The sequence below is a fragment of the Polyangiaceae bacterium genome (assembly GCA_020633235.1).
Classification (GTDB): Bacteria; Myxococcota_A; Polyangia; order Polyangiales; family Polyangiaceae; genus JACKEA01.
In genome coordinates this window covers 275,713-297,993 of sequence record JACKEA010000002.1, presented here as the reverse complement: position 1 = coordinate 297,993, position 22,281 = coordinate 275,713, and the positions used below count along the sequence as shown (strand labels likewise).

The window sequence follows — 22,281 nt, the reverse complement described above, 5'->3', positions numbered from 1 at the left end:
CGGGTCAGTCCTTGCGGACCCAGATGGAGAGGTTCGCGCGGGTACGCGCGAAGCGGGTGGGGTAGCGGCGGTCGAGGACGTAGCGACTCGGGAGCACGTCGTTCAGGTAGTGATCCGTGAGGGACTGGGCGGCGCTCTTGGTGGACCACAAGCTGAACATGCCACGCCACATCTTGGGCTCGCTCGGGTGGATCACCACGACCTTCGGGGGGTGGGCGTCGAGAGTCGCGAGGTCGTTCGCCAGGAGCCGGCGCGGGTACTGGTCGACGAACACGATGGCACCGCGGATGGGCGGGCGCGGGCGGTCGATCAGGCCGACCAGCTCGAGATCTTCCGGCAGCACCAGCACGGTATCGTCCGGCTTGGTGAGCTCGCGCACGTGCTCCGCCGCCTGCATCACCACGGCACCCCGCTCGTTGACGTAGAGGCCGGCGAAGTATCCCGAGCTCACGGGGATGCGCGCCTCCATGCTGCGCTCCAGCTTGGTGCCGTGGAGCACGGTCATGGAAAACGCGAGCACGAGGATCTTGAAGCGTGGCAGCGCGGCGCGATCCAGCGCCACGAACAGGAACAGGAACGAGATCGGGATGATGGGATTGTTGTCGTAGAACGGACGAAACCCCGGGAACGAGAGGTTGTGCAGCATGCTGCACACGAAGGCGGCGATCACCACGGCGTTCAGCACGTGGCCCCGCTGGATACGCGGCGCAACGTCGTCGTCCTTCGGGCTCCAACGCTCGAGTTGGCTCAGGAACACCAGGCCCGCGAGCACCAGACCGAAGCTGGGCACGGCCTTGGCGCGCTCGGACCACGCCACCAGGGCGGGGGGGAGGGACGTGGCGGAGCTCAGCAGAGCCAGGGCGCCGGCGCCAAAGGCGATGACGGAAACGGCGAGCACCGCCAGCAGGGGGCGAGGGTCTTGGGGCTCGGTTCGCTGGGGCTCGTCCCCGAAGGCGAGACGACCGTCGCGCCGCAGCACTCGTAAGACGATCCAGGCCAAGATCAGGATCAGACCCAGGGACGCTGGGAACGCTTCGAAGCGAAACAGATAGCCGAACAGGTTGAAGAGCAGCTTCTTGTTGCCGCCCTTGAGCTCCGGCCCGTCCAAGAACACCGCTTGGATGAAGGCCGCGGGGGTGGAGCCCACCGCCAGCACGACCACGAACACCAGCGCCGTCCCCACCGCCGCCCCAAGAGCCCAGGGGCGTGCATCGGCGAGCCGCCCTCGCAGTTGAGCGCGGTCCCCGGAGGCCAGGGCGACCCCGCCGAGGTACGAAAGGGCCAGCACCCAGCCCGCCACCATTCCCGATCCGGTGCTCTGTTTGAACGCGAAGGTGAAGCTGGCCAGGGTGCCAGCCAAGAACCACAGCCGTGATCGCCGCTTGCCCTCGGAAAATAGCGCGTGAACCCCTGCCGCCACGCTGGCCCAGGCCACCACCTGAGCCGTGTGGTCGTAGGCGCACTCCTTGTAGAGCTGCACGACCGTCGCCAAGGTGGCGGCGCTGACAGCAAGGGCGTTGGCGCGGGTCGTGATGGGGCGCGCCATCGTGTAGGCCAAGAGCGCCATCAGCAAATGACACACGGCGGCAACCCACAGCTCCTGGATCAAGTGGGCCTTGCCGGCGGCGGCTTGGATCGCCGCCATCACCACGAAGCTGCCGGGCGGAATGGGCAGCACGAAGTCGACGTACGGGCGAGCGCCGTGCAAGAGCCGTTCGCCCATCGGCCCGCTCCAGCCGGAAAACTCGCTGTCTCCCACCAGAACGTTGGTCAGATGCGGGACGGCGAGCAGCGCGTAGACGGCGAAAGCTGCGGCCAGAACGGGTACCGGAGCGAGCTTTTGCCAGCGTCGCGGCTGGTCCCTGTTTTCGCTTGCCGATCGACTCACGCTTTGCCGCGCATCCTAGACGGCGCGGACCCGGTGCACGCGACTAAAGCGCGTGGCACCCCGTGGACTGCCTGAATGGAATAATGCTCTCTAGGCACAGTGCGCATTCTTCTTCGCGCTCGTTCGATTCTGGCTGTCCGATTTCGACGCCCCTGTCGAGATCAAAATCCTTTCGTCCAGCCGGCCTTTTGGCGCTAAACTCCCAAAAGTCCAAGGCTCGGCTCAACGGCCGAGTCGAGGTGTGCTTGGCAAGGAGGCCCGCCCGTGAGCTCGCGTCTATCCCGCGCTTTGATCGTCAGCTTTTCCGTCCTGAGCCTTGGTGCTCTGTCCGTCACCGCGTGCGCGTCGAGCGACGACAGCGCGCCGATTTCCGGAACTGGTGGCAGCTCCGGTGACGCTTCCGTAGACACCGGTAGCGGTGGCGCGGGCAACAGCGGTGGTGTGGGCGCAACGGGTGGCGTTGGTGCAACCGGTGGAACCGGCGCTGTCGGTGGAACCGGCGCGACGGGTGGAACGGGCGCAACAGGTGGCACTGCCGGAACGGGTGGCAGCGGAGCTGGTGGCAGCGGTGGCGGCGGTACCTGCAACCCGGCGTTCTGTCCCTCGGTGGGAACGGGCACGCCGTGCTGCATCACGCCGAACGGGCCCTGCGGCGTGGACTACGGGTTCGGTAACGGTTGCGAGCAGCCGACCGGTCCCGACGTGTGATTCGACCGACACGTTGAAGCGTCGAGTATCGGCCCCGCCGCTCATGAAGCTGCGGGGCCGAAACGCGTCTGTGTCAGTCGATGCGGAACAGATCGTCGAGGTCCTCGCGGGTGAGCTTCTTGGCTCCACCGGAGTCCTCCGTGAGCACGCTGGCGACCAGGTCCTTCTTCTTCTGCTTCAGCTGCGAGATCTTCTCTTCGATGGTGCCCGCGGCCACCAAGCGATACACGGTCACGAGCTTCTTCTGACCGATGCGGTGCGCGCGGTCCGAAGCCTGATCCTCCACGGCGGGGTTCCACCACGGATCGAAGTGGATCACCGTGTCCGCCGCGGTGAGGTTCAGACCCGAGCCGCCGGCTTTCAGTGAGATCAAGAACACCGGGATGGTGGGATCGCTCTGGAAATTCTCGATGCGCTCGGCGCGATCCGTGGTGCTGCCGTCCAGGTACTCGTAGCGGATCTTGTCTTCGTCCAGCGCTTGGCGCATGAGCTTGAGCATGGACACGAACTGACTGAACACGAGCACCTTGTGTCCACCTGACTCGACTTCGTCCACCAGCTCCCGGAGCGCGGAGAGCTTGCCGCTGTCGTCGTGGGAGAACTCCCGCGGTAGACCCAGCAGCCGCGGATCGCAGGCCGCTTGGCGCAGCTTGGTGAGGCCCGCCAAGATGTGCAGCTGACTCTTGGCGACGCCGACGCGTTCCACTTCTCCCATGACCTGTGCGCGCACCTCGCGCAGCACCTGCGTGTAGATGGCGCGCTGGTCCGGCGCGAGGTCGATCACCTTGTCGATCTCGATCTTGGGCGGGAGATCCTTGGCCACCTCGACCTTGGTGCGACGCAGGATGAACGGATGGATGGTGGCGCGGAGCCGTGCGGCCGTCTTGGAGTCTCCCTGGTCGATGGGCCGGGCGAAGCGCTCCTCGAACTTGGGCAGGGGGCCCAAGAGCCCCGGGCTCACGAACTCGAAGATGCTCCAGATCTCGCTGAGGCGGTTCTCGATGGGGGTACCGGTCAGAGCCAATCGATGCGCGGCGGTCAGCTCCTTGGCCGCCTGGGCCGTGGCGCTCATCGGGTTCTTGATGGCCTGCGCCTCGTCCAAGATGGCGTAGTCCAGCTTCAGCTTTTTCAAGAGGTCGATGTCACGGCGCAAGAGCGCGTAGCTCGTGATGATGACGTTGGCGCTCTCGAGCTCGGACTTCTGCTCCTTGCGCCCGGCGCCGTGCCACAAGGCCGTGGTGAGGGACGGCCCGAAGCGCTCGATCTCACGCACCCAGTTGGTCACCACGCTGGTGGGGGCGACGATCAATGCGCGCAGCTGGCTGCTCTTCTTCTCTGCCTTGAGCGACAGCATCAGCGCGATGGTCTGCACTGTCTTGCCGAGACCCATGTCGTCGGCCAGCACGCCACCGGAGCCGATGTCGTGAATGAACCTCAGCCACGAAAGCCCCTGCTCCTGATACGGGCGGAGCGTGGCCTTGAGGCCGCGCGGCTTCTTGACCGTCTTGATCTCGTCGATGTCGGCCAGCTTCTGGAACAGTGCCTTGGCGCCCGCCGCGACGTTCACCTCGTTGGCGTGGGAGAGCAGTTCCTGGATGCGCCCCGCTTGCGAGAGCGGGAGGTGTCCGTTCTTGCCGGCGGACGCGATGAGCTCGACCTCGCGATCCAACATCGCCTGGACCTTGTCCGAGTCGATCTCGGCGTAGGTGTCGTCGGAGAGCCGCACGTACTTGTTGCCTTCACGCAGACACTTGGCCAGCTCGTCGCGATCCACGCCCACGCCATCGCTCTGATAACTGACCTTGACCGCGAGCCAATCCACGCCGCTCGACACGCGGGCGTTCATGGTGACGGGGTGCTTGCGCACCGTGGTGCCGACCAGATGCTCCGGGACGTACAGGTCCCACTTCTTCGGGAGCTTGCCAACGCCGTTGGACCAGAAGTCGATGGCCCGGCCACCTTCCGCCACGAAGGTCTCGCCGCTCTCGTCCGCGGAGAGCCCGAGCTCGAGCAGCTTCTCCACCGCCTGCTGCTGCGCCACGATGTCGGTGCGGATACAGGTGGCGCGCTTCTGCCCTTCGGCGGGGGGGAGGATGATGACGGGAGGCGAGATGCCGTCGGCGCGAACCTCCACGTCCAGATCGCCGTAGGTGGCGTGGAGCTCCGCCTGCGCTTCCGTGATGTCGCCGCCCGCGCGGAAGCGAAATTTCGGTTCGAGGTCGATGACGTCCGCCACCTGGGACAGCTCCGGCAGCTCTGCGCCCACCTCGCCTGCGACCCGCGGCAGGCCGTCCGTGATCAGGCTGATGAGCTCGCTCGCCGGCTCGGCGATGGTGGGGCTGCGGAGCAAGCGCCGCAGCGCGGCGGGGGACACTCGATGATCCAGCGGCCGGGCGATGCCTTCGCTGGTGTCGATGTGCCAACCGGGCGCGCCTTCGAACCAACCGCCCGAAGTGAGCTGGAAGCGACGACCGTCTCCCGCGCGCTCGAAGGTGACCTTGGCGACGATGGTGTCGGCGCCCACCATTTCCAGATCGAAGCGCGGCTTGATGGCCTCGTCCGCGAAGCGGAGCTGCATCAAGGCCGGCTCGAGCAGCACGCGCCGCTCTCTCAGCAGCGGCAGCAGCTCCGCGGCGTCCTCGCCGCGGATGTCCACCGCCGGGTGACGCGGATTGCCGCTCTCGAAGCGCGACAGTACGCGTAATGCCCCACGATCCGGCGTGGGTGTCGTGGCCTGCCAGCTGAGGGCCACGCTGGGCAGCAGCGGGACCCGGGCGTCGGTATCGAGCACGGTGACGGTGAGCCCGCCCTGTCGCACGTGGACCCGGAACTCCAGGTTCTGATTCCTGACGGCGCCCTCGGGAGGCAGCCAAGCGCCGATGCCGGTGGGGCGGGCGCTGGCGTCGGGCGGCGGCGGCGGCTGCACGCCGGGCGGCACCACGTGTTGCTGCGCTTGCGCTCGGCGCCGTCGATCCCGCCGCCGGCTGGCCTTGCTGCCGTCGGGCTGCTGCTGCTCGCGCTCTCGTGGTTGTGGTTGAGGCTGGGGGACCTCGCGGCGGGGCAGCTGAGCGCGGGCTTGGTTGCGCACGGTGATGAGCAACGCGGCGACGTGCTTGCAGTGCTGTCCCGTCTTTTGGAAAGCGGGGCAGGTGCAGTGGGATGTGATGCCCTCTCCGCCGAGGCGTATCGTCACCTCGTAGGGATCCGGATCCGAGCCCTTGACCCGACCGTGGGCGGTCGATTCGTTGACGCCGACGTCTTCGACGACGCGGCGTTTTTCGTAGTCCAGGCCACGGAGGAAAGTGCGGGCGCCGAGCAAACGGCGCAGTCCGCGATCGGAGAGGGTTGAAAGAGCGTCGGCCAACGACGACAAGGGCGTCCTCGTGTCAGGTTGAGGGTCGAATCAGTGGGACAGGAAAGGGGCGACGGCCAGGGCGGCGACGGCCAAGGCCTTGATCAAGAGAGTGGCGGCTGGGCCCGCCGAGCTGCCAATCACGTCTGCCACGGCGTCCCCGGCGAGAGCGGCGCCATGACCGGAGGTGTTGCCGTGGGGGCGGCTGGACCGACGTGCCGCGCTCAGCGTGGCACGCGCGCCATCCACCGCTAGGGCTGCTCCCAGACCGGTGACCGCGGCGACGACGACGAACGCCGACAATCCTTCGGTGGCCAGGCCAGGATCACCCTTTCGATACAAGAGATGCAAGGCGACGCCAAGTGCCGCGGGGAGCGTCACCGCCATGATCAACGGTGACCAGAGTCGGCTCATTGCCGCCCGGCTCGCGGCGTCGATACAGGCCTTGTAGCTGGGCGTGAAGTCGGCTGGGAGCTGGGGGCGCCCATGCTGACGGGGGAAACCGCGGAGCTGGCGGTCGACCTCTTGAAGCAGGACGCGAGCGCCGGCGAGGGCCGTGCGCATGGCCCCGCCGGCGTGAGCCAGCACCACCGCAAACCCCAGGGCGCCGCTCCACAGCACCACGGGCTTGGCGAGATCGATGCGGCCGCCGCCGCCTCCGCCCCCGAGGACGGGCAACGCGAAGGCGGTGACGATGGCGGCAAGACCACCGAGCACGATGAAGTAGGGCTGGGCCACGGTCCCCGCCGTGAAGCCGGCGTCGTCCAAGCGCGCGGTGCGCCGTTGTGCTTCCGCCGACATTCCCGACGCCGTCATGCTGGAGACGCCGCGCGCCGCGTCTGCGATAGGGCCGAAGCTCGAGATGGCGAGGATGAAGGGCGCCGCGGCGACCATCGTGGAGACGGCGGTGAGCGATGCCATGAAGCCACCACCGGTGATCTTGGTGCTCGCGCCCAGCTGCCAAGAGAGAGCCATGGCCAGTGCGATGGCCAGCACCGGAACGACCACTGCGCGCATGCCGGAGCTGAGCCCGAGGGCGACCGTGGGCGCACCGCCCACCCGCAGCGACTCCATCACTTCTCTGAGCGGAGCGAAGCGCTTGTCGACGCGATAGCGCGCGGCGTGCGCCGTGACGAGGGCGGCCGCGAGACCCGCCACTCCCGCCCAGAAGAACGGTTGCCAGTGGCGATCCAGGAGCCACAGGGTGGCTCCTGCGAGGCCGCCCGCTGCCACCACGGCCGTCGTGCCCTGACCCCGCCACAGAGCCAACGTGGGAGCGCTGGCTTCGTCCGTGCGCACCACCATGATGCCGAAGGCGGACGCGATCACTCCGAATGCACGCACCACAGCCGGGAGGAACACCAGCCCCAAGACGGCCGGCTCCAGCGCGTAGGCGGAGCGATACAGCGCAGCCCCGATCACGACGACAGTGACGTTGAGCGCCGTGGCGCTGACGAACAGATCCACCGTGCGCCCCGCCGCGTGGCCCACGTGATCGCCGACCAGGTCGGCGATCACCGCGGGATTCTGGGAGTCGTCATGGCCGAGGCCGGCGTCCAGCTCACCGCCGAGGTCGGCGCCCAGGTCGCTTGCCAAGTGAAAGGTGCTGCCCGCGCGTTGAATGATGAGCGCGGCGCCGACGGCGCCGAGGGCGAAGCTCGGAACGATGGTCGCGAGGGTGAGGGTGAGCTTGGCCGCGTCCTCGAGGGCCATGCGCTGTCCACCCTTCATCGCGAACAAGAGCGCGAAGACGCCGCCCACCGCCAATACGCTGATGGCTTCCGCCAGGAGCCCTGCGGCGCCACCGGTGCGGGTCACGATGGTGAGGGCGCGATCCGTACTGTGGCGGGCGGCGCTCAAGCTACGGAGGCTGGCGTCCAGGGCACTGCGAGCGGCGATGCGCGCCACCACGCAGGTGGCGCCGGCGCCGAGAGCGAGGGTGAGGGCAGCCCAGAAGGCAGCCTCCAGCGGGGCCAGAGGACCGCTGCGATCGGCCAGCGCCGCGTGAACGCCGAAGGTGATGGAGGCGAGGGCTCCAGCAACCATGCCGACCCGGCGGATCTCGCTCCACAGGAACGCGTCCACCGCGCGACCGAGGGCGCCGCCCACGCGACGCACGTCCGCGCCGCCGGCGTCCCGCCCGACGAGCCACCGCGACAACAGCAGGGCGAAAGCCAAGCCGCTGGCATCGATGGCCAGTATCAGCCCGAATTCGGTCACTTCAGTCCTAAACAAGCCCGTGCAGCGAAAGCGCTGCCGGCTCAGGCCGGCGAATAGGAGCGCCGGTGCGCCTCGCGTTGGGTTCGCCTCCGTGACATCAGCTGCGGAGCGACGGGGCGATCCGCAGGTGGCGCCGGGACGCTCCCCCGTGAGGAGCGCGAGCCTTCCGACGTTCGTCTAGCACGGCCCTTCAGGGGGGAGCAAGGCCGATGGCGCCGTTTTCAGGCGTTTTCGTGGCGAGGGCGGGGCTCACCCGACGTGGCCCGCGCCGCCCCGACAATCCCCCGAAAAAAGCTTCACTTACCGGAGCCCGAGGACTGCATCACCATCAGGTGATACTTGCCGAACTCGTTCTGGCCCAAGGTGAAGAGAACCTCGATGAGCAGACGGTAAGGTGTCGTGGAGTCGGCGATGATGATGGCCTCCGACGACGTCGGATCGAGGCCCTTCGCGGTCCGGATGACCTTGTCCGTGCGGCGCGCCGCCTGCAGGGCATTGCCCAGGGGAACGATGTAGAGGTCGTTCGGTCCACTGCGCTTGTTGCGGGCGCCCACACCCGTCTGCGCCACCGACTCTCGGCTGGGCAGGGTGAGCACGCGATCGTCGCCCACCAGGATTTGTGTCTTGCTGACGGTGAGCACGACGCCTTCTTCGCTGGGCTGCGTGCGGATGATCGACTTGGGCAGCCGGAGGTCGTCGCTCTGCGGGATGCTGGCGCTGGATTCCCCGAGGCTCTTCAACAGGAACACCAGGATGATCGTCATGATGTCGAGCATCGCGGTGATGTTGAGGAAGTTGACCTCCGGCGCCTCGGCGTTGCGGCGGATGGCTTTGCGCAGCTCCGCCTTGTACTTCACCACGGGCACGCCGTGCGGTTGTCCTCCGGGCTGTCCGGGCTGGCTCATCGGGGCACCTTGAAGTTCACGTCGTCGAACAGCACATCGCCCTTTGGTGTGGTGCGCAGTGCGTCGATTACCGCGATCACCGTCTGGTAGTCGGTGCCGGGATTCGCGGTGATGTACACCTGGTTCTCTTCCTTGAAGTCCGAAGAGGCGTTCTTGAGCTTGGCCGCGCAGGCGTTGAGCGCGGGGTAGTCGTACTGACCATTCTTCTTCGGAATCGTGATGCCGGCGCCGGGGCTCTCACAGCCCGGGGCGATGTTGCCGCCGGAGGCCTTGAGGGAGAAGCCGTCGTTGACGATGAACACCGTCAGGTTCAGCGCCGAGCTTTCCATGTCCTTGCGCACACCGCTCGACTTGCTTGCGGGCGGCGTGGTGTCGATCGTCGCGGTGAAGGTCACCGCGACGGTGGCCAGCACGAAGATCAGGATGTTCACGATGATGTCGAGGAAGGGGACGATGTTGAGCTCGCCGCCCTCCTCGTCCGGAGACAGCTCCGTCGGTTGACTCAGGCGGCGGATCTTTCCGCGCTGGGCTGCGCTGAGCTGGGACATGGGGCCGGAAGTCCGAGGTTCCTCAGTACTGCCCGGGCCGCTGCTGGATCGTCAGCAGGTTGAAGGTGCGCTCCATCGTCGCTTCCAGGTCGTGCTGAATCGCCTTGGCGCGAGTGTGGAGAATGATGTGCGTGATCATGCAGAACACCGCGATGCCGAGACCGAGAGCGGTGTTGTACATGGCTTCCGCGATGCCGTTCGACAGCATGCGCTGCTTGTCCGACTGCGACAGACCCGGCGCTGCGATGGCGGCGAAGGTGGCGATCAGACCGCTCACCGTACCGAGCAGACCGATGAGGGTCGCGATGTTGGCGAGGGACCACAGTGCGCCCACGCGCTTCTCGGCTTGGGGCTTGAGCTCCGAGAGCTTCTCGCTGAGCGCCGCGTCGATCTCGTCCGGGCCCTTGTTGGCGTGGGTGAGACCGGACTTGACGAGCTGCAAGATGGGGAAGTCACTCGCCTCGCAAAGCTTGATGGCGCGGTCGATGTTCCCCGCGGTCACCAGCTTCTTCACCTGGGCGAAGAACTCTTTGGAGTTCACCCGGTACCGCGTCATCTGGAACGCGAAACGCTCGACGACGATCGTGAGGACCACGGCCGACGTGATGAGGTTCAGCACCATGAAGGTCGGGTTGTGCTTGAAGGCCTCGACCAACTGGCTGGAACCGGTGGATTGTGCTGCTACGAGCAGGAGCTGCATTCCGCTAACCCTCATTGGATCTTAACGACGTCGAACCGCGCGCGACGCCCGCGCTGAAGCCAGGCGACTATAGCCGCCGCGTCTCGGCCAGTGCAAGACGACTCGAACGCTTCCGTGCAATCGGATTTCGGCCGGGAGAATCATGACTTAACGGCCCTTGGGCTGGCCCCCGGGCCTATTGGGAGGCCGCCCGCGGGACCCCGCCTGACGACGTGGGTGGCGGGAGCGGTAACTACTTATGGATGTCCATCGTCACGATGGCGTCTTCGGACTGCTACGTCACGACCCGTCGCGGCTGGAAAATTTCAAGCACGCTCGCGCGTGGCGAGGGACACAAGTTACGGTGCGAGAGTTGTAACTTTTTGGTCGCATACGAACTTACACTCTGGACCCAATCTCTCTTGACTGTATTGGGTCTGCCTTAGCAAGATGCGACCAGTCCTCCCCGGCTTTTCAGTTTGCGCGTGGGGGACACCTAAGACGATGACGGTCGGGGCTCGGCAAAATTCGGATCGAGAAGCGCTCGACCCGAGCTGGCTCCGGTCAACCCCGAGCAGGAGCATTACGGGAAGGTAACCAATGTCGAATCTCTGGCATCACTACCAGGCGGGCGGATGGGCAATGTGGATCATCCTCTTTTGGTTGATCTGCTCTATCGCCGTGATCGCCGAGCGCGCCGTCTACCTGTATGGCGCCTCCATCAACAAGGAGGTGTTCCTCGCCACCATGCAGAAGTGCATCTTGGCAGGAGACGTCGCCAAGGCCGTCAAGATGGCTTCGGCCGCCAACGCGCCTCTCGCTCGCATCGTGCAGGCGGGGCTCGTCAAGGTGAACCGTCCCGACGAGGAAGTTCAAGCGGCTATGGACGAGGCGGCGCTTCGCGAGATGCCGCGGATCAACAAGCGGACGGGCTACCTGGCCCTGTTCGCGAACCTGGCGATGCTCTCCGGCTTGTTCGGCACCATCGTCGGTCTGATCAAGGCGTTCGGCGCGGTGGGCGGTGAGTCCATCGACCCCAGCCAGAAGGCGCGAATCTTGGCCGAAGGTATCTCCGAGGCCATGAACTGCACCGCTTTCGGTCTGATCTCCGCGATTACGGCCCTCGTCGGCTTCGCGTTCCTCAACGGCAAGACCCAGTCGCTCGAGGACGACATCAACGAGGCGAGCGTCCAGGTGTTGAACCTGGTGGTCGCCAACCGTCAGAAGGTCAGCCTCCAGGGCTTGGAGCAGGCCGCCTGATCCGCATCGGGCTCCGCGATCGTGCGGATTGCGGAGCCCGAATCGTTTTCTCGAGATCCCAGGAGATCGTTAGATGGCCGGTATCGATGTTGGTGGTGGGCACGGCGGACGGCGTGCGAGCAATCACGAAATTCCGCTGATCCCGTTCATCGACTTCCTCCTCTGCCTGGTCGCGTTCCTGCTGGTCACCGCCGTGTGGTCGCAGATGGCGCGAATCAACGCGGACGCCCGCGTTCCCGGTCCGCCGCGGCCGGAAGAAGAGATCGAGAAGCAGCAGAAGGAGAAGCAGCTCCACGTGGAGATGCGCGGTGAGCGCAAGTTCCAGCTCGTCTGGAAAGAAGGCAGCACGGTGGTGAACACCATCGACGTCGAGCGCAAGCCGGTGAAGAACGGCGAAGACATTCGCTATCCGGATCTCGCCAAGAAGATCAGCGAAGAGTGGACCCAGAACGGTAGCCACCGCGCTGGGACCGACAAGAAGTTCGACCAGGCCGTGCTCCACACGGACAACTCCACGCAGTTCGCCGACGTCATCGCCGTCATCGATGCGATCTATGCGCCGCAACGGGATTTCACCATCGCGGGCGCAGGCAAGCCGGAGAAGGTCCCCGCGTTCAACGTCACCTTTGCGGTGAACTGAGAAGCTCATGTCGGAAAAGCCTCTGCATCGTTTCGAGCAGCCGATCAGCGTCCCGGGGCGCCGGCTCCTGCACCACATCCCTCTCGGGTTCGTTCGCAAGAAGGTGAGCGGTGGTGGTCAGCGTTCGGTGAACCAGGAGATCCCGCTGATCCCGTTCATCGACTTCTTGCTCTGCATCGTGCTCTTCCTGTTGGCCAGCTTCTCGGCGACGGGCGAGCTGCCAGTGGACAAGAACGTTCAGCTGCCCAAGGCAGAGAACGTAATGGACATGGTGGAGGCCCCGATGGTGGCCATCACCGGTACCCAGATCCTGGTGGACGGCGTGCCCGCTGGGAATACCCGGGCCATCGAAGAGGCCAATCGCCTTCAGCGCGTGGACGAGCTGTTCAACGTGCTCAAAAACAAGCGCGAGCTGTGGAAGAGCCTGAATCCCGGCCGGGATTTCCCGGGTGTGGCCGTTCTGCAGGTCGACCGCCGCGTGCCCGCGTTGGTCGTGAAGAGCGTGTTCCAGACGTCCGCGTTCGCCGGCTATCCGAACATCAGCTTCATGGTCGGTCGCTTGGGCGACGAGGGCGGCGGCGGCAAATGAGCTGCCGACCTCGGCCGCGGGTCGAGGTAACCGCCTGTGGCAACGACGACCCGACGAGATAAAGACCGCCAGCGCGGGCTGCCATCGCTGAACGAGGCGCGGGCCGAGCGGCGCCGCGCCATCGTAGCGGGCAAGGTCCGTATTCGCGCGATGCCACCGCAGTTCTGGCTGTGGACTGCGTTGGCTCTCGCCGCCGTGCTGGTGGTCTACTGGAAGATTGCCCAGGGCAAGCTGGAGAGCCAGAAGAACGCGGTGATGGCCAAGCAGCGCGCCATCGCCCAGTCCTTGGGGCCGCAGATCTTGCCCTTCCGCGACAAGATCGAGGGTTGGGTTACGGGCTTGGCGGGAAGCTACAAGGGTGACTACTTCGACCCCAAGGCGCGTTACGGGGAGATCTCTCGCGCTCCCGGGGTCTACCTGCGACTCCGGTCGGAGAACGCGCAGACGCCCGAGGCCATCCGCAAAGCGGCCGTGCGCTCGCTGCACGACGGCTTCACGAGCTGCTTCTTTCGGGGCACGAACCTGGCGGACCAGAGCAAAGGTCCGCCCTGCGAGTCGTCCGCGGACTGCGCCGAAGGGCTCTTGTGCAACGAGTACGACAAGTGCGCACCTCCCCCGGAGCCGTTCAACATGCGGCTCGCGTATCGCTCGCTGAGAGTGCTCTCGAGCGCATGGACCGACGAGCTCCACGAGGCGACGAATGATCTGGCAGTGACGGCGTATGACCGCGACCTGGATCGGGTCACCCGCGAGGACGTGCCCATCGCCGCGAAGATCTTGGCGCGCGCCAAGTACTTCGTCGCCGTCGTCGACGAGGACCCGAAGGGCGGCCTGCCGGAGGTGAGCGACGGCGGCGTGGAGTCGGACGAGGAGCGCGTTCAGCGGGTAGCGCACGTCTCGCGTATCGGTATCTGGCGCCTGTCGGACGGCAAGCTCGTCTTGCGCATGCGGCGTATGGCGCAAGGTCGCGTGGTCCCGGTTGGTGACCACGTGATCACGCGGGAGCGCACCATCAAGGCGCAAGCCCGCCAAGCAAACAGCTGTGCGTTGGCGCTGGAAGCGCGCAACGTCCTGTCGCCCATCGAGCTGCCGGCGCAGGTGGACGGCGGCGCTCCCGCGGACGCCGGCGGCCCGGCGGACGCCGGCGCCCCCCGGTAGTCAGATGTCGCGGCCGAAGTCGGGCTCCGTCCGCGGCCGGGGCGTGGCGGGGGGCGGAACCTCGTCGCTCTCTTCTCGCGCGATCTTCTCGATCTCCGCCGAGAGCTCCCGGGCAACGCGGGTGACCAAGAGCGACAGATTGCGATCGTAGGGATCCCGCGGCCGCGGCAGGTCGCGCTCCACGTCGAGCTGGAGCTTCACGCGGCCGGGGCGGGTTCCCATCACGATCACGTGGGTCGCTAGGCGCACGGCCTCGCGATTGTCGTGGGTGATGAACACCATGGTCGCGCCGGTGCGCTGCCAGGCGCGCTCCAGCTCCTGCTGCAGGAGCTCCCGGGTGTGAGCGTCGAGCGCCGCAAAGGGTTCATCGAGCAGCATCACCTCGGGCTCCATCACGAGAGCACGGGCGATGGCCGCCCGCGCACGCATGCCGCCGGACAGCTCGTGGGGCTGGGCGCCCTTGAAGCGATACAGGTGCACGAGGCGCAGCGCCTCTTCCACCCGACGCCGAGTCTCGGAGGCGTCGATGCCGGAATCCCGAAGCGGGAACGCGACGTTCTCCTCGACCGAGAGCCAGGGGAACAGCGCGGGATCCTGGAACAGCACCACGCGGTCGGGCCCGGGTCCGACGATGGCACGGTCGTCCGCGAGGACCTGCCCCGTGCTGGGCGTCTCGAAGCCGGCGATCAAGTTGAGCAGCGTGGTCTTGCCGCAGCCGGAGGGACCTACCAAACACACGAAGCTTCCCGGTGGGATCTCGAGGTTCACCTCCGAGAGCGCGGCAATCTTGCCGTCGCGTCCAGTGAAGGACTTGGTCACGCCGCGCAGGGACAGATGCATGCCGAGCGGAGCATAGCGCGTCAGGGGGGCTTGCCGAAGCCGCCGCCGCCCGGCGTCTCGATGCGAAGGACGTCACCGGCGGCCACGTCGAAGGTCGCCTTGCCACCGACGTTTCGGCCGTTCCAGAGGTTCGCGCCTCGGGCCCCCGCTTCGCCGCCGGCCAGCCCGAAGGGCGACCGCTCGCGCCGTTCGCTCAGGATTGCCACGGACAGGGGGGCCAGGGCCTCGAGCTCGCGCACGACGCCATTGCCTCCCGGGAACTGCCCGCTACCGCCGGAGCCACGACGAATGGCGAAGCGAAGCAGCCGCACCGGTGCCCTCGACTCCAAGACTTCTGGGTCGGTGATGCGCGTGTTCGTCATGTGGGTGTGGATCGCCGAAGCGCCGGCGAAGTCCGGCCCGGCCCCCGCGCCACCGGCGATGGTCTCGTAGTAGCCGAAGCGCTCGTTGCCGAAGGTGAGGTTGTTCATGGTGCCCTGGCTCGCGGCGGCGCGCCCCGCCGCTGCGAGCAGCACGTCCACGACGCGCTGGCTGGTTTCCACGTTGCCGCCGGCGACGGCGCGCTCCGGATCCGGGGACAGGATGCTGCCCGCTGGGATGCGGATCTCCACGGGTCGCAGGCAACCGCTGTTGAGCGGGATGGGAGCACCCACCAAGGTGCGCAGGAAGTAGATGACGGCGGCCACGGTGACCGCGTGGGGAGCGTTGAGGTTCCCGTCCACTTGAGCCCCCGTGCCCGCGAAGTCGACGACCATGCGGCTGCCGTGCACGCGCAGCGTGACGACGATGGGGGTGCCGTCGTCCATCGCGTCCGTGAAGGCGTGCGCCCCGTCGCCCAGGCGGGCGATCTCGCGGCCGACGCGGGCGGCAGCGTCGTCCTGAACGTGCCGCATGTAGCGTTGGACCGTGGCGAGTCCGTAGCGGGCGGTCAGCTCTGCCAAGAGCCCTGCGCCACGCTGGTTGGCGGCGATTTGCGCGTCGAGATCCGCGCGATTGGTCGCGGGATCCCGCGCCGGCCAGGGCCCGCCTTCGAGCACTGCCGCGAGTGCCGCGTGATCCAGCCGGCCGCCGCGCACGAGGCGCAGATTCCTGAACACCACGCCCTCTTCCGCGAGGCGACGCGAAAGCGGCGGCATGGACCCTGGCGTGATTCCGCCCACGTCCGCGTGGTGCCCGCGGCTCGCGGTGAAGAAACGGCACGCGCCGCCTTCGTCATGTACCGGGCTCACCACGGTGATGTCCGGCAGGTGCGATCCGCCGGCGGCCGGGTCGTTGCTGACGAACACGTCGCCGGGGCGGAAATCGGGGTGCGCCGCGATCACCGCCCGCACGGATTCGCCCATCGCGCCGAGGTGCACCGGAATGTGGGGCGCGTTGGCCACGAGTCCGCCGGTCTCGTCGAAGATCGCGCACGAGAAATCGAGCCGCTCGCGAATGTTGGTGCTGATGGCCGTCCGGCGCAGCGCTTGGCCCATCTGCTCTGCGATGCTCATGAACAGATTGCTCATGATCTCGAGCAGGATGGGATCGGGGGCGTCGCCGTGGCCGACGAGGGCGAGCTCCGGCGCCTCGCCGTCCGGGCGCTGACTTTCGGCGGAGAGTACGCCGTCCGCGCGTACGGTGAGCTCGAACCCGGGGTCGACCACGATGGTGCCGGTGGCTTCCAGGATCACGGCGGGTCCCGAGATGCGTTGACCCGCGCCCAGGTCTTCTCGGGCGAAGACGGGAACGTCGTCCACGAAGGCTCCATCCAGGAACAGACGATGACGCGCGATCGCCTTCGAAGCAGGGCGGGGAGCCAAGGGCGGAAGGTCGAGGGGCCGGCTCTCGGCACGCACTTCGACCCGCGCCTGAGTGAGCTCCACCTCGGCGTCCGGGCGGGCGTAGCCGAGCTGACGCTCGTGCTCGCGATCGAAAGCGGCGCGAAGCGCAGCGGCTCCGGCGAGCTCGAGGGTGATGCTCGACTCAGTGCCGCGGTAGCGCAGGTCCACGCGCTGGACGACGCGAGCGTCCGGCCGCCCCAGGGCCGCCTTGCCGCGAGCGGCGAGCTCGGAAAGGGCGGGGGCCAGCGCTGCGAGATCGTCGTCGGAAAGCGTGCGTCGGCCCGCGTCCACGTCGCCGTGCCAGCTCTCCGGAGCCAGGCCGATGCCCCAGGCACTGAGCACGCCCGCGAGCGGGTGGAACAGCACGGTCGTCATTCCAAGACGTTTGGCCAGCGCGCAGGCGTGCTGCCCGCCGGCGCCCCCGAACACGACCAGGGCGTGGTCCCGGGTGTCGTAGCCGCGGGCGACGGAGATCTGGCGAATGGCTTCCGCCATGTTGGTGTTGGCAATGTGAAAGAAGCCCTCCGCCAGCTCCTCCCGAGACTTGTCGCCGAGCCTCGAGGCAAGGACCGCAAGAGCGCCTTCGGCGCGCTCGCGGTCGAGGGGAAACGCGAAGCGGTCGGGCAGCAAGCGTCCGAGGACCAAGTTCGCGTCCGTGATGGTCGGCTCCGCGGCTTCGGCATGGCCGTAGCAGACAGGCCCGGGCGTGGCGCCGGCACTCTCGGGGCCGACCACCAGCCTGTGGCCATCCAGGCGACAGATCGAGCCGCCGCCCGCGGCGACGGTCACGATGCGCATCATGGGTGCCCTGAGACGTACTCCGGAGATTTCCGTTTCGTACACCCGCTCCGGCTCGCCATCGAAGCGCGACACGTCCGTCGAGGTGCCGCCCATGTCGAAGCCGATGACCCGCGCCTGACCGGTCTGGCGGGCGATCTCCGCGAGGGCCACCACGCCACCGGCGGGCCCGGAGAGGAGCGCGGCGGGGCCGCGAAAACGATGGGCGTCCGTCAGGCCGCCGCTCGATTGCATGATGGCCAGCGTGCAGTTCGGCAGCTCGGCGAGCAGCGTCGCCACGTAGCGACGGATCAACGGTGTGAGGTACGCGTCCACGACGGTGGTGTCCGCCCGGGCGAGCAGGCCGAGCTCCGGCGCAACCTCGTGGGAGATCGCGACGTGCTCGAAGCCGACGTCGAGGGCCAGGGCCGCCAGCTCCTGTTCGAGGCCGAAGGCGCGATACGCGTGCAGCAGCACGATGGCGACACTGCGGATGCCGCGCTGATGCAGGGCATCGAGGTCAGTCCGCACACGCGTCGCGTCGAAGCGTGAGAGGGTGCGGCCTTCCACGTCGGAGCGCGCGGCGACCTCGAGCACTGCGCGGTGCAGCCGCGCGGGCTTCTCGATGTTCAGCGCGAACAGATCCGGCCGTGCCTGGGTCCCGATGTCGAGCAGGTCGCCAAAGCCCTCGGTGATGCACAAGGCGCACGGCGTTCCGCGACGCTCGAGCAAGGCGTTGGTCGCCACGGTGGTCCCCATGCGAATGTCGCAGGGCGGAACGGGGTCCGATTCCTTCAGGCCCAGCAAGGTGCGAATGCCGACGAGGGGCGCGCGATCCGACGACAGCACCTTGGCCACGACCAGCGGGCCGCCGTCCGGTGGGACACCGAGGCAGTCCGTGAAGGTGCCGCCACGGTCGATCCAGAATTGCCAACGTGTCATTGCCGAGCGATCAGCAGCACGAGCACGACCGTGAGGCCCATTGCCAACAGCACGATGAGCACGATCAGCAGCTTGATGCCGGCGTCGCTCTTGGGCTGCACCGCCGGCGGCGGAGGGGTCGGCGGATAGCCGTAGCTCTGCTGCACGGGGGCGGGTCCGTAGCTCTGCTGCGCGGGCGGCGGACCATAGCTGGGCTCGACGGGCGGCGGTCCGTAGCTGGGTTCGACGGGCGGCGGTCCGTAGCTGGGCTCCGGTGGTGCCGCCGCGCTGGGCTCGGGGAAGGGCGGCAGCTTGGGCTGGGGAAACGACGGCATGTCGCCCGTGGGCAACAGCTCCCGCCGATCCATGTTCAAGGTCGGCAGCACGCCGAACGGCTTCTGCGGCGCTGGTGCTGCTGCCGGAGAGGGCCGAACCGCGACCCGCGTCATGGTCTCGTCCAGGTTGTCGTACGACTTGCGCGCCGCTTCCAAGAGCTCACTCGGCGGGGCGCGCACGGCCGTGAGCTCGCCCATGGTCTCACTGGGAGGTGCGACCACGTGAGTCATCACGTCGTCGTCGTCTTCGTCGTATCCGTGGCTGCCCGCCTCGGGCATGACGGGTGGTGCCACCGGCGGGGGCCCGGGGCGCTTGCGCGAGGGAAGCGGTGGCGGCCCCGGCCTGCTTACCGGCGGCGGTGGTGCGCCCGCGGCGGGCGGCGGAGGAGCGTCCAGGGCGGGCGGCGGTGGTCCGTTGGGGGCGGAGGCGAAAGGATTGGATGCGCCCTCGAACCACGGCGACTCGGTGATGCGAGTCATGCCGTCGACGAACGCGAGGTCCGCGAACTCCGGAACCATCTCGATGGGCAGCCAGTTGTCCTCGCCGGCCCGGGACACTTCCCAGTCCACGCCCATGCGCCCGTCCTCGACGGAGCGGACGATGTCCTCCGTCGTGTAGGGGCCGATCGGCTCGCTGCCGAGCTCGCGGACCAGCCAGTCCGTCATCTACCCCAGCTCATCTTGGACGTTTGCGCACCAAGAGCTTGCGGGTGATCTCCACGACCTTGTCTGGGATCTTCCCTTCGGTCTTGCTGAGCTCCGCTGTGAAAAGACCGCCGGGAGAAACGAACAGCTCCTCTCCGGTCTTGTTCTTGGTTCCGACGACACGAAGGGTCAGGATACCAGCCTCCGGGCCGGCGTCTTCCTTTCCGACGATCTGACTCGAGGCGTACAGGGTGTCCCCGGCGAGCACGCCGTTCGGATGGGCGCCCTGGTCGAGCCCCAGGTCCCAGACCGCGTTTCCGCCGAGATCCCGGCTGGTGAGGGACAGCACCCACGACAGAACCAGTCCGCCGTACACCACGCGAGTCTTCGCGAAGGACTTCTCCTTGCAGTAGATCTCGTCGAAGTGGATGGGGTGCGAGTTCCGGCACAGCTGCGTGAGCTGCATGTGCTCGGATTCCCCCACGGTCTTGCCCACGCCGTGGAAGACGACGTCCCCGACGTCGAAGTCCTCGTAGAAGCCGGAGAATCCGCCGCGCCGCTGGGGGGGCTTCACGCCGGTCCGGAGCTCCGGGGGCAGGGGGTTGTCTTCGCCCTCCGGCTGCGTGCCCTCCGGCCATACGTCGTCGGGGCGTCCGCTGACGCGACCGGCGCGCACCAATGCCTTGCGATCGAAGCGACACACGATCTTGCCGTCTTGGTTCGTGAGCACCGTGCGCACGCCGACCACCCCGCGATCACCCTTGGACGTGGCCTTGGCCGAGAGCACCTTGCTCGACGCCGTCACCGTGTCGCCGGCGTAACATGCCTCGGGAAAGCGCACGTCGATGTACGCCAGGTGCGCGATGGCCTGCTCGCTCACGTCGTGAACGCTGAACGAGAGGCCCAGGTTCAAGAGCAAGAGCGGATGCACCGGCCGATCGGAAAAGCCGAGCGCCTGCGCATAGGTCTTGCTGGCGAAGGTGGGCATCGCGTCCTGGAAGGACGCGGAGAAGAACGCGACCATTCCGTGATCGATGGTCACGTCCCAGGGGTGCTCGTACACCTTGCCGGTTTCGAAGTCTTCGAGCTTGCGACCGTACTCCGGGGTGCTGACTCCGCTCATGGTGGTCTCCTTTCACTTCTCCGCGAGACCCTGCTCGAGCAGGCGGCGGGCGATGACGTGGGCCTGAATCTCGTTGGCGCCTTCGAAGATGGAGAGCACCCGCGCATCCACCAGCAGGCGGCTGGCCACGTACTCTTCCGCGTAGCCGTTGCCGCCGTGGATTTGCACGCAGGCGTCCGCGGATTCCCAGGCGGCGCGGGTGCCCAGGAGCTTGGCCATGCCGGCCTCCAGGTCCGAGCGTATGCCCTTGTCCTTCTCCCGCGCCGCGAAGAACGTGAGCTGCCGCGTGGCCATGATGCGACAGATCATGCGGCCCAGCTTGCGCTGCACCCGCGGGAAGTTGGCGATGGGAACGCCGAACTGGATGCGCTCGTGGGCGTAGCGCATGGCTTCTTCCAGCGCGGCCTGCGCCACGCCCACGCCGCGAGCGGCGGTCTGGATGCGCGCGCTCTCGAACGTGGCCATCAGCTGCTTGAACCCCTGACCTTGTTGGTCACCGAGCAGGCCGCGAGCAGGCACGGAGAAGCCGTCGAAGCCGATTTCGAACTCCTTCATGCCGCGATAGCCGAGCACCTTGATCTCGGTTCCCGTGACGTGATCGTCCGGAAAGCCTTCGGTCTCGGGCTTATCTTCACTACCGCGCTGCTTGGGCGCCAGGAACATGCTGAGGCCCGCGTAGCCCGCCTCGTCGGGGTTCGTCCGCGCCAGGAGCGTCATCAAGTCTGCGCGCGTGGCGTGGGTGATCCACGTCTTCTGGCCGAAGATCTTCCAGGAGCCGTCCGCTTGCTTTTCGCCGCGCGTCTTGATGTGCGCCAGGTCCGAGCCGAAGTTCGGCTCCGTGAACACCGCAGTGGGTAGCGTCTGTCCCGAGGCGATTTTCGGCAGCCACTCCTGCTTCTGCTCGTCCGTGCCGCCGATCAGGATGAGCTCCGCGGCGATTTCTGCCCGGGTTCCCAGGGAGCCGACGCCGATGTAGCCGCGGCTGAGCTCCTCCGTCACCACGCACATGGCCACCTTGCCCAGGCCCTGACCGCCATATTCTTCCGGGATGGTGAGCCCGAACACGCCCAGCTCGCCCATCTTGGACAGCAGCGAGATCGGGATCAGCTCGTCCTTGCGGTGCACGTCCTGAGCGATGGGCACGACCTCGCTGTCCACGAAGCGGCGGAACTCCGCGCGGATCGCCTCCAGCATGTCGTCGTCGTGGCCGTGGGCGCCGAAGCTGCTCTCCGCGTGGGCCAGCTTCGCGATTTCGCAGACGGCTTCACCCGAGGCGTAGCGCTCCGAGATCGCCTGCACCGCGGGGGCGCGCAGCGTGGCGTTCAGATCGTCTTCCTCGAGCCACATGCCACTGAGCGGAATGGACTCGCAGGCGCCGAGGTCCACGCCGCCGAGCAGTACGCGGCACAGCTCGCCGACGTAGCAGCCGGCGATGCGGCGCTCGAGCTCGCCGGCGCTGCCGTTCTTCTCCAGACCTTCGAGCCACGCGACGAGCTGCCGCGCGGCTTCGAGCTCCGTCGCCAGGTAGGCGAGGGCGTGGGCAGCGAGCTGGTGCTTCTCCAGTGCACGCGAAGAAATCCGCGCGCCTTCCGTCACGTGATCGAGCACGTGCTTCTGGGCGCGGCGGTAGAGCTCCTCCAGCGCGCGGATGGCGGGCCGGAGGTCGTCGCCGCGCTGAGTGGGGGGGATGGCCTGCTTGGCGCTGTCTTGGGTCACGTCTCCGTGCTCCTTTCCGGCCCAGGCCGCGGGCCGCCGAGCCTTGGCAAACCGCAAATCCACGCCGGTTTTGGCTAGTGCATAGGTCGGAGCAGTGCGGCGCGTCAACTCGGCCCCTGGCTTCGGTCAGCCTTGGGTTTTTGTGCGCTGTGTC

Annotated in this window: 16 protein-coding genes; 5 read left to right on the top strand and 11 right to left on the bottom strand. The window is 67.3% G+C overall.

Annotated elements, in window-relative coordinates; all coding sequences use genetic code 11:
* Positions 1-4 precede the first annotated feature (4 nt).
* The gene (locus H6717_11860; protein MCB9577706.1) at positions 5-1,888 is read right to left on the bottom strand and encodes a hypothetical protein; all 1,884 of its coding nucleotides are present in this window, start codon (positions 1,886-1,888) and stop codon (positions 5-7) included.
* A 264-nt stretch (positions 1,889-2,152) separates the two neighbouring features.
* Here H6717_11860 and H6717_11855 point away from each other — a divergent pair, with 264 nt between their 5' ends.
* Positions 2,153-2,596, top strand: a complete 444-nt coding sequence (locus tag H6717_11855) for a hypothetical protein (protein MCB9577705.1) — start codon at positions 2,153-2,155, stop codon at positions 2,594-2,596.
* A gap of 73 nt (positions 2,597-2,669) precedes the next feature.
* Here the strand turns inward: H6717_11855 and H6717_11850 are convergent, their stop codons facing one another.
* From H6717_11850 to H6717_11830, 5 genes are all read right to left on the bottom strand, one after another.
* A complete protein-coding gene (locus H6717_11850; GenBank protein MCB9577704.1) occupies positions 2,670-5,969 on the bottom strand; it encodes an SNF2 helicase associated domain-containing protein in 3,300 nt (1,099 codons plus the stop codon).
* A gap of 30 nt (positions 5,970-5,999) precedes the next feature.
* Positions 6,000-8,168 (bottom strand): sodium/proton-translocating pyrophosphatase, encoded by a 2,169-nt coding sequence (locus tag H6717_11845; protein MCB9577703.1) that lies wholly within the window; start codon positions 8,166-8,168, stop codon positions 6,000-6,002.
* A gap of 296 nt (positions 8,169-8,464) precedes the next feature.
* Entirely contained in the window at positions 8,465-9,073 is a 609-nt protein-coding gene (locus H6717_11840) for a biopolymer transporter ExbD (protein ID MCB9577702.1), read from the bottom strand.
* Positions 9,070-9,621: a biopolymer transporter ExbD gene (locus tag H6717_11835; protein MCB9577701.1), complete on the bottom strand. Its 552-nt coding sequence runs from the start codon at positions 9,619-9,621 to the stop codon at positions 9,070-9,072. The genes H6717_11840 and H6717_11835 overlap by 4 nt, the downstream gene beginning before the upstream one ends.
* Positions 9,622-9,643: 22 nt before the next feature.
* Positions 9,644-10,276 carry a MotA/TolQ/ExbB proton channel family protein gene (locus H6717_11830; protein MCB9577700.1) on the bottom strand — a complete coding sequence of 211 codons (633 nt, stop codon included), beginning with the start codon at positions 10,274-10,276 and terminating at the stop codon, positions 9,644-9,646.
* A 624-nt stretch (positions 10,277-10,900) separates the two neighbouring features.
* Between H6717_11830 and H6717_11825 the strand changes: the two genes are divergently transcribed.
* The 4 genes from H6717_11825 (at position 10,901) to H6717_11810 (ending at position 13,947) form a co-directional block, all read left to right on the top strand.
* A complete protein-coding gene (locus tag H6717_11825; protein ID MCB9577699.1) occupies positions 10,901-11,560 on the top strand; it encodes a MotA/TolQ/ExbB proton channel family protein in 660 nt (219 codons plus the stop codon).
* A 73-nt stretch (positions 11,561-11,633) separates the two neighbouring features.
* Positions 11,634-12,200, top strand: a complete 567-nt coding sequence (locus H6717_11820; GenBank protein ID MCB9577698.1) for a biopolymer transporter ExbD — start codon at positions 11,634-11,636, stop codon at positions 12,198-12,200.
* A gap of 7 nt (positions 12,201-12,207) precedes the next feature.
* Positions 12,208-12,789 carry a biopolymer transporter ExbD gene (locus H6717_11815; GenBank protein MCB9577697.1) on the top strand — a complete coding sequence of 194 codons (582 nt, stop codon included), beginning with the start codon at positions 12,208-12,210 and terminating at the stop codon, positions 12,787-12,789.
* A 36-nt stretch (positions 12,790-12,825) separates the two neighbouring features.
* Positions 12,826-13,947, top strand: a complete 1,122-nt coding sequence (locus H6717_11810; protein ID MCB9577696.1) for a hypothetical protein — start codon at positions 12,826-12,828, stop codon at positions 13,945-13,947.
* On the opposite strand, the gene H6717_11805 is transcribed toward H6717_11810, so the two are convergent.
* Genes H6717_11805 through H6717_11785 form a run of 5 tightly spaced genes read right to left on the bottom strand, consistent with a single transcriptional unit; the run spans position 13,948 to position 22,127 of the window.
* Complete coding sequence (locus H6717_11805) at positions 13,948-14,787, bottom strand: ABC transporter ATP-binding protein (protein MCB9577695.1); 840 nt, start codon at positions 14,785-14,787, stop codon at positions 13,948-13,950.
* Between the two features lie 20 nt (positions 14,788-14,807).
* Positions 14,808-18,329, bottom strand: a complete 3,522-nt coding sequence (locus tag H6717_11800) for a hydantoinase B/oxoprolinase family protein (GenBank protein ID MCB9577694.1) — start codon at positions 18,327-18,329, stop codon at positions 14,808-14,810.
* Complete coding sequence (locus tag H6717_11795) at positions 18,326-19,309, bottom strand: DUF4339 domain-containing protein (GenBank protein ID MCB9577693.1); 984 nt, start codon at positions 19,307-19,309, stop codon at positions 18,326-18,328. The genes H6717_11800 and H6717_11795 overlap by 4 nt, the downstream gene beginning before the upstream one ends.
* Before the next feature lie 10 nt (positions 19,310-19,319).
* A complete protein-coding gene (locus tag H6717_11790; protein ID MCB9577692.1) occupies positions 19,320-20,411 on the bottom strand; it encodes a MaoC family dehydratase in 1,092 nt (363 codons plus the stop codon).
* Between the two features lie 12 nt (positions 20,412-20,423).
* Positions 20,424-22,127: an acyl-CoA/acyl-ACP dehydrogenase gene (locus H6717_11785; GenBank protein MCB9577691.1), complete on the bottom strand. Its 1,704-nt coding sequence runs from the start codon at positions 22,125-22,127 to the stop codon at positions 20,424-20,426.
* Positions 22,128-22,281: the final 154 nt, after the last annotated feature.

Coding starts and splice junctions, on each gene's coding strand:
- H6717_11840 (MCB9577702.1), bottom strand. CDS start 9,073: ATGAGCCAGCCCGGACAGCCCGGAGGACAACCGCACGGCGTGCCCGTG.
- H6717_11835 (MCB9577701.1), bottom strand. CDS start 9,621: ATGTCCCAGCTCAGCGCAGCCCAGCGCGGAAAGATCCGCCGCCTGAGT.
- H6717_11825 (MCB9577699.1), top strand. CDS start 10,901: ATGTCGAATCTCTGGCATCACTACCAGGCGGGCGGATGGGCAATGTGG.
- H6717_11820 (MCB9577698.1), top strand. CDS start 11,634: ATGGCCGGTATCGATGTTGGTGGTGGGCACGGCGGACGGCGTGCGAGC.
- H6717_11815 (MCB9577697.1), top strand. CDS start 12,208: ATGTCGGAAAAGCCTCTGCATCGTTTCGAGCAGCCGATCAGCGTCCCG.
- H6717_11805 (MCB9577695.1), bottom strand. CDS start 14,787: ATGCATCTGTCCCTGCGCGGCGTGACCAAGTCCTTCACTGGACGCGAC.
- H6717_11800 (MCB9577694.1), bottom strand. CDS start 18,329: ATGACACGTTGGCAATTCTGGATCGACCGTGGCGGCACCTTCACGGAC.
- H6717_11795 (MCB9577693.1), bottom strand. CDS start 19,309: ATGACGGACTGGCTGGTCCGCGAGCTCGGCAGCGAGCCGATCGGCCCC.
- H6717_11790 (MCB9577692.1), bottom strand. CDS start 20,411: ATGAGCGGAGTCAGCACCCCGGAGTACGGTCGCAAGCTCGAAGACTTC.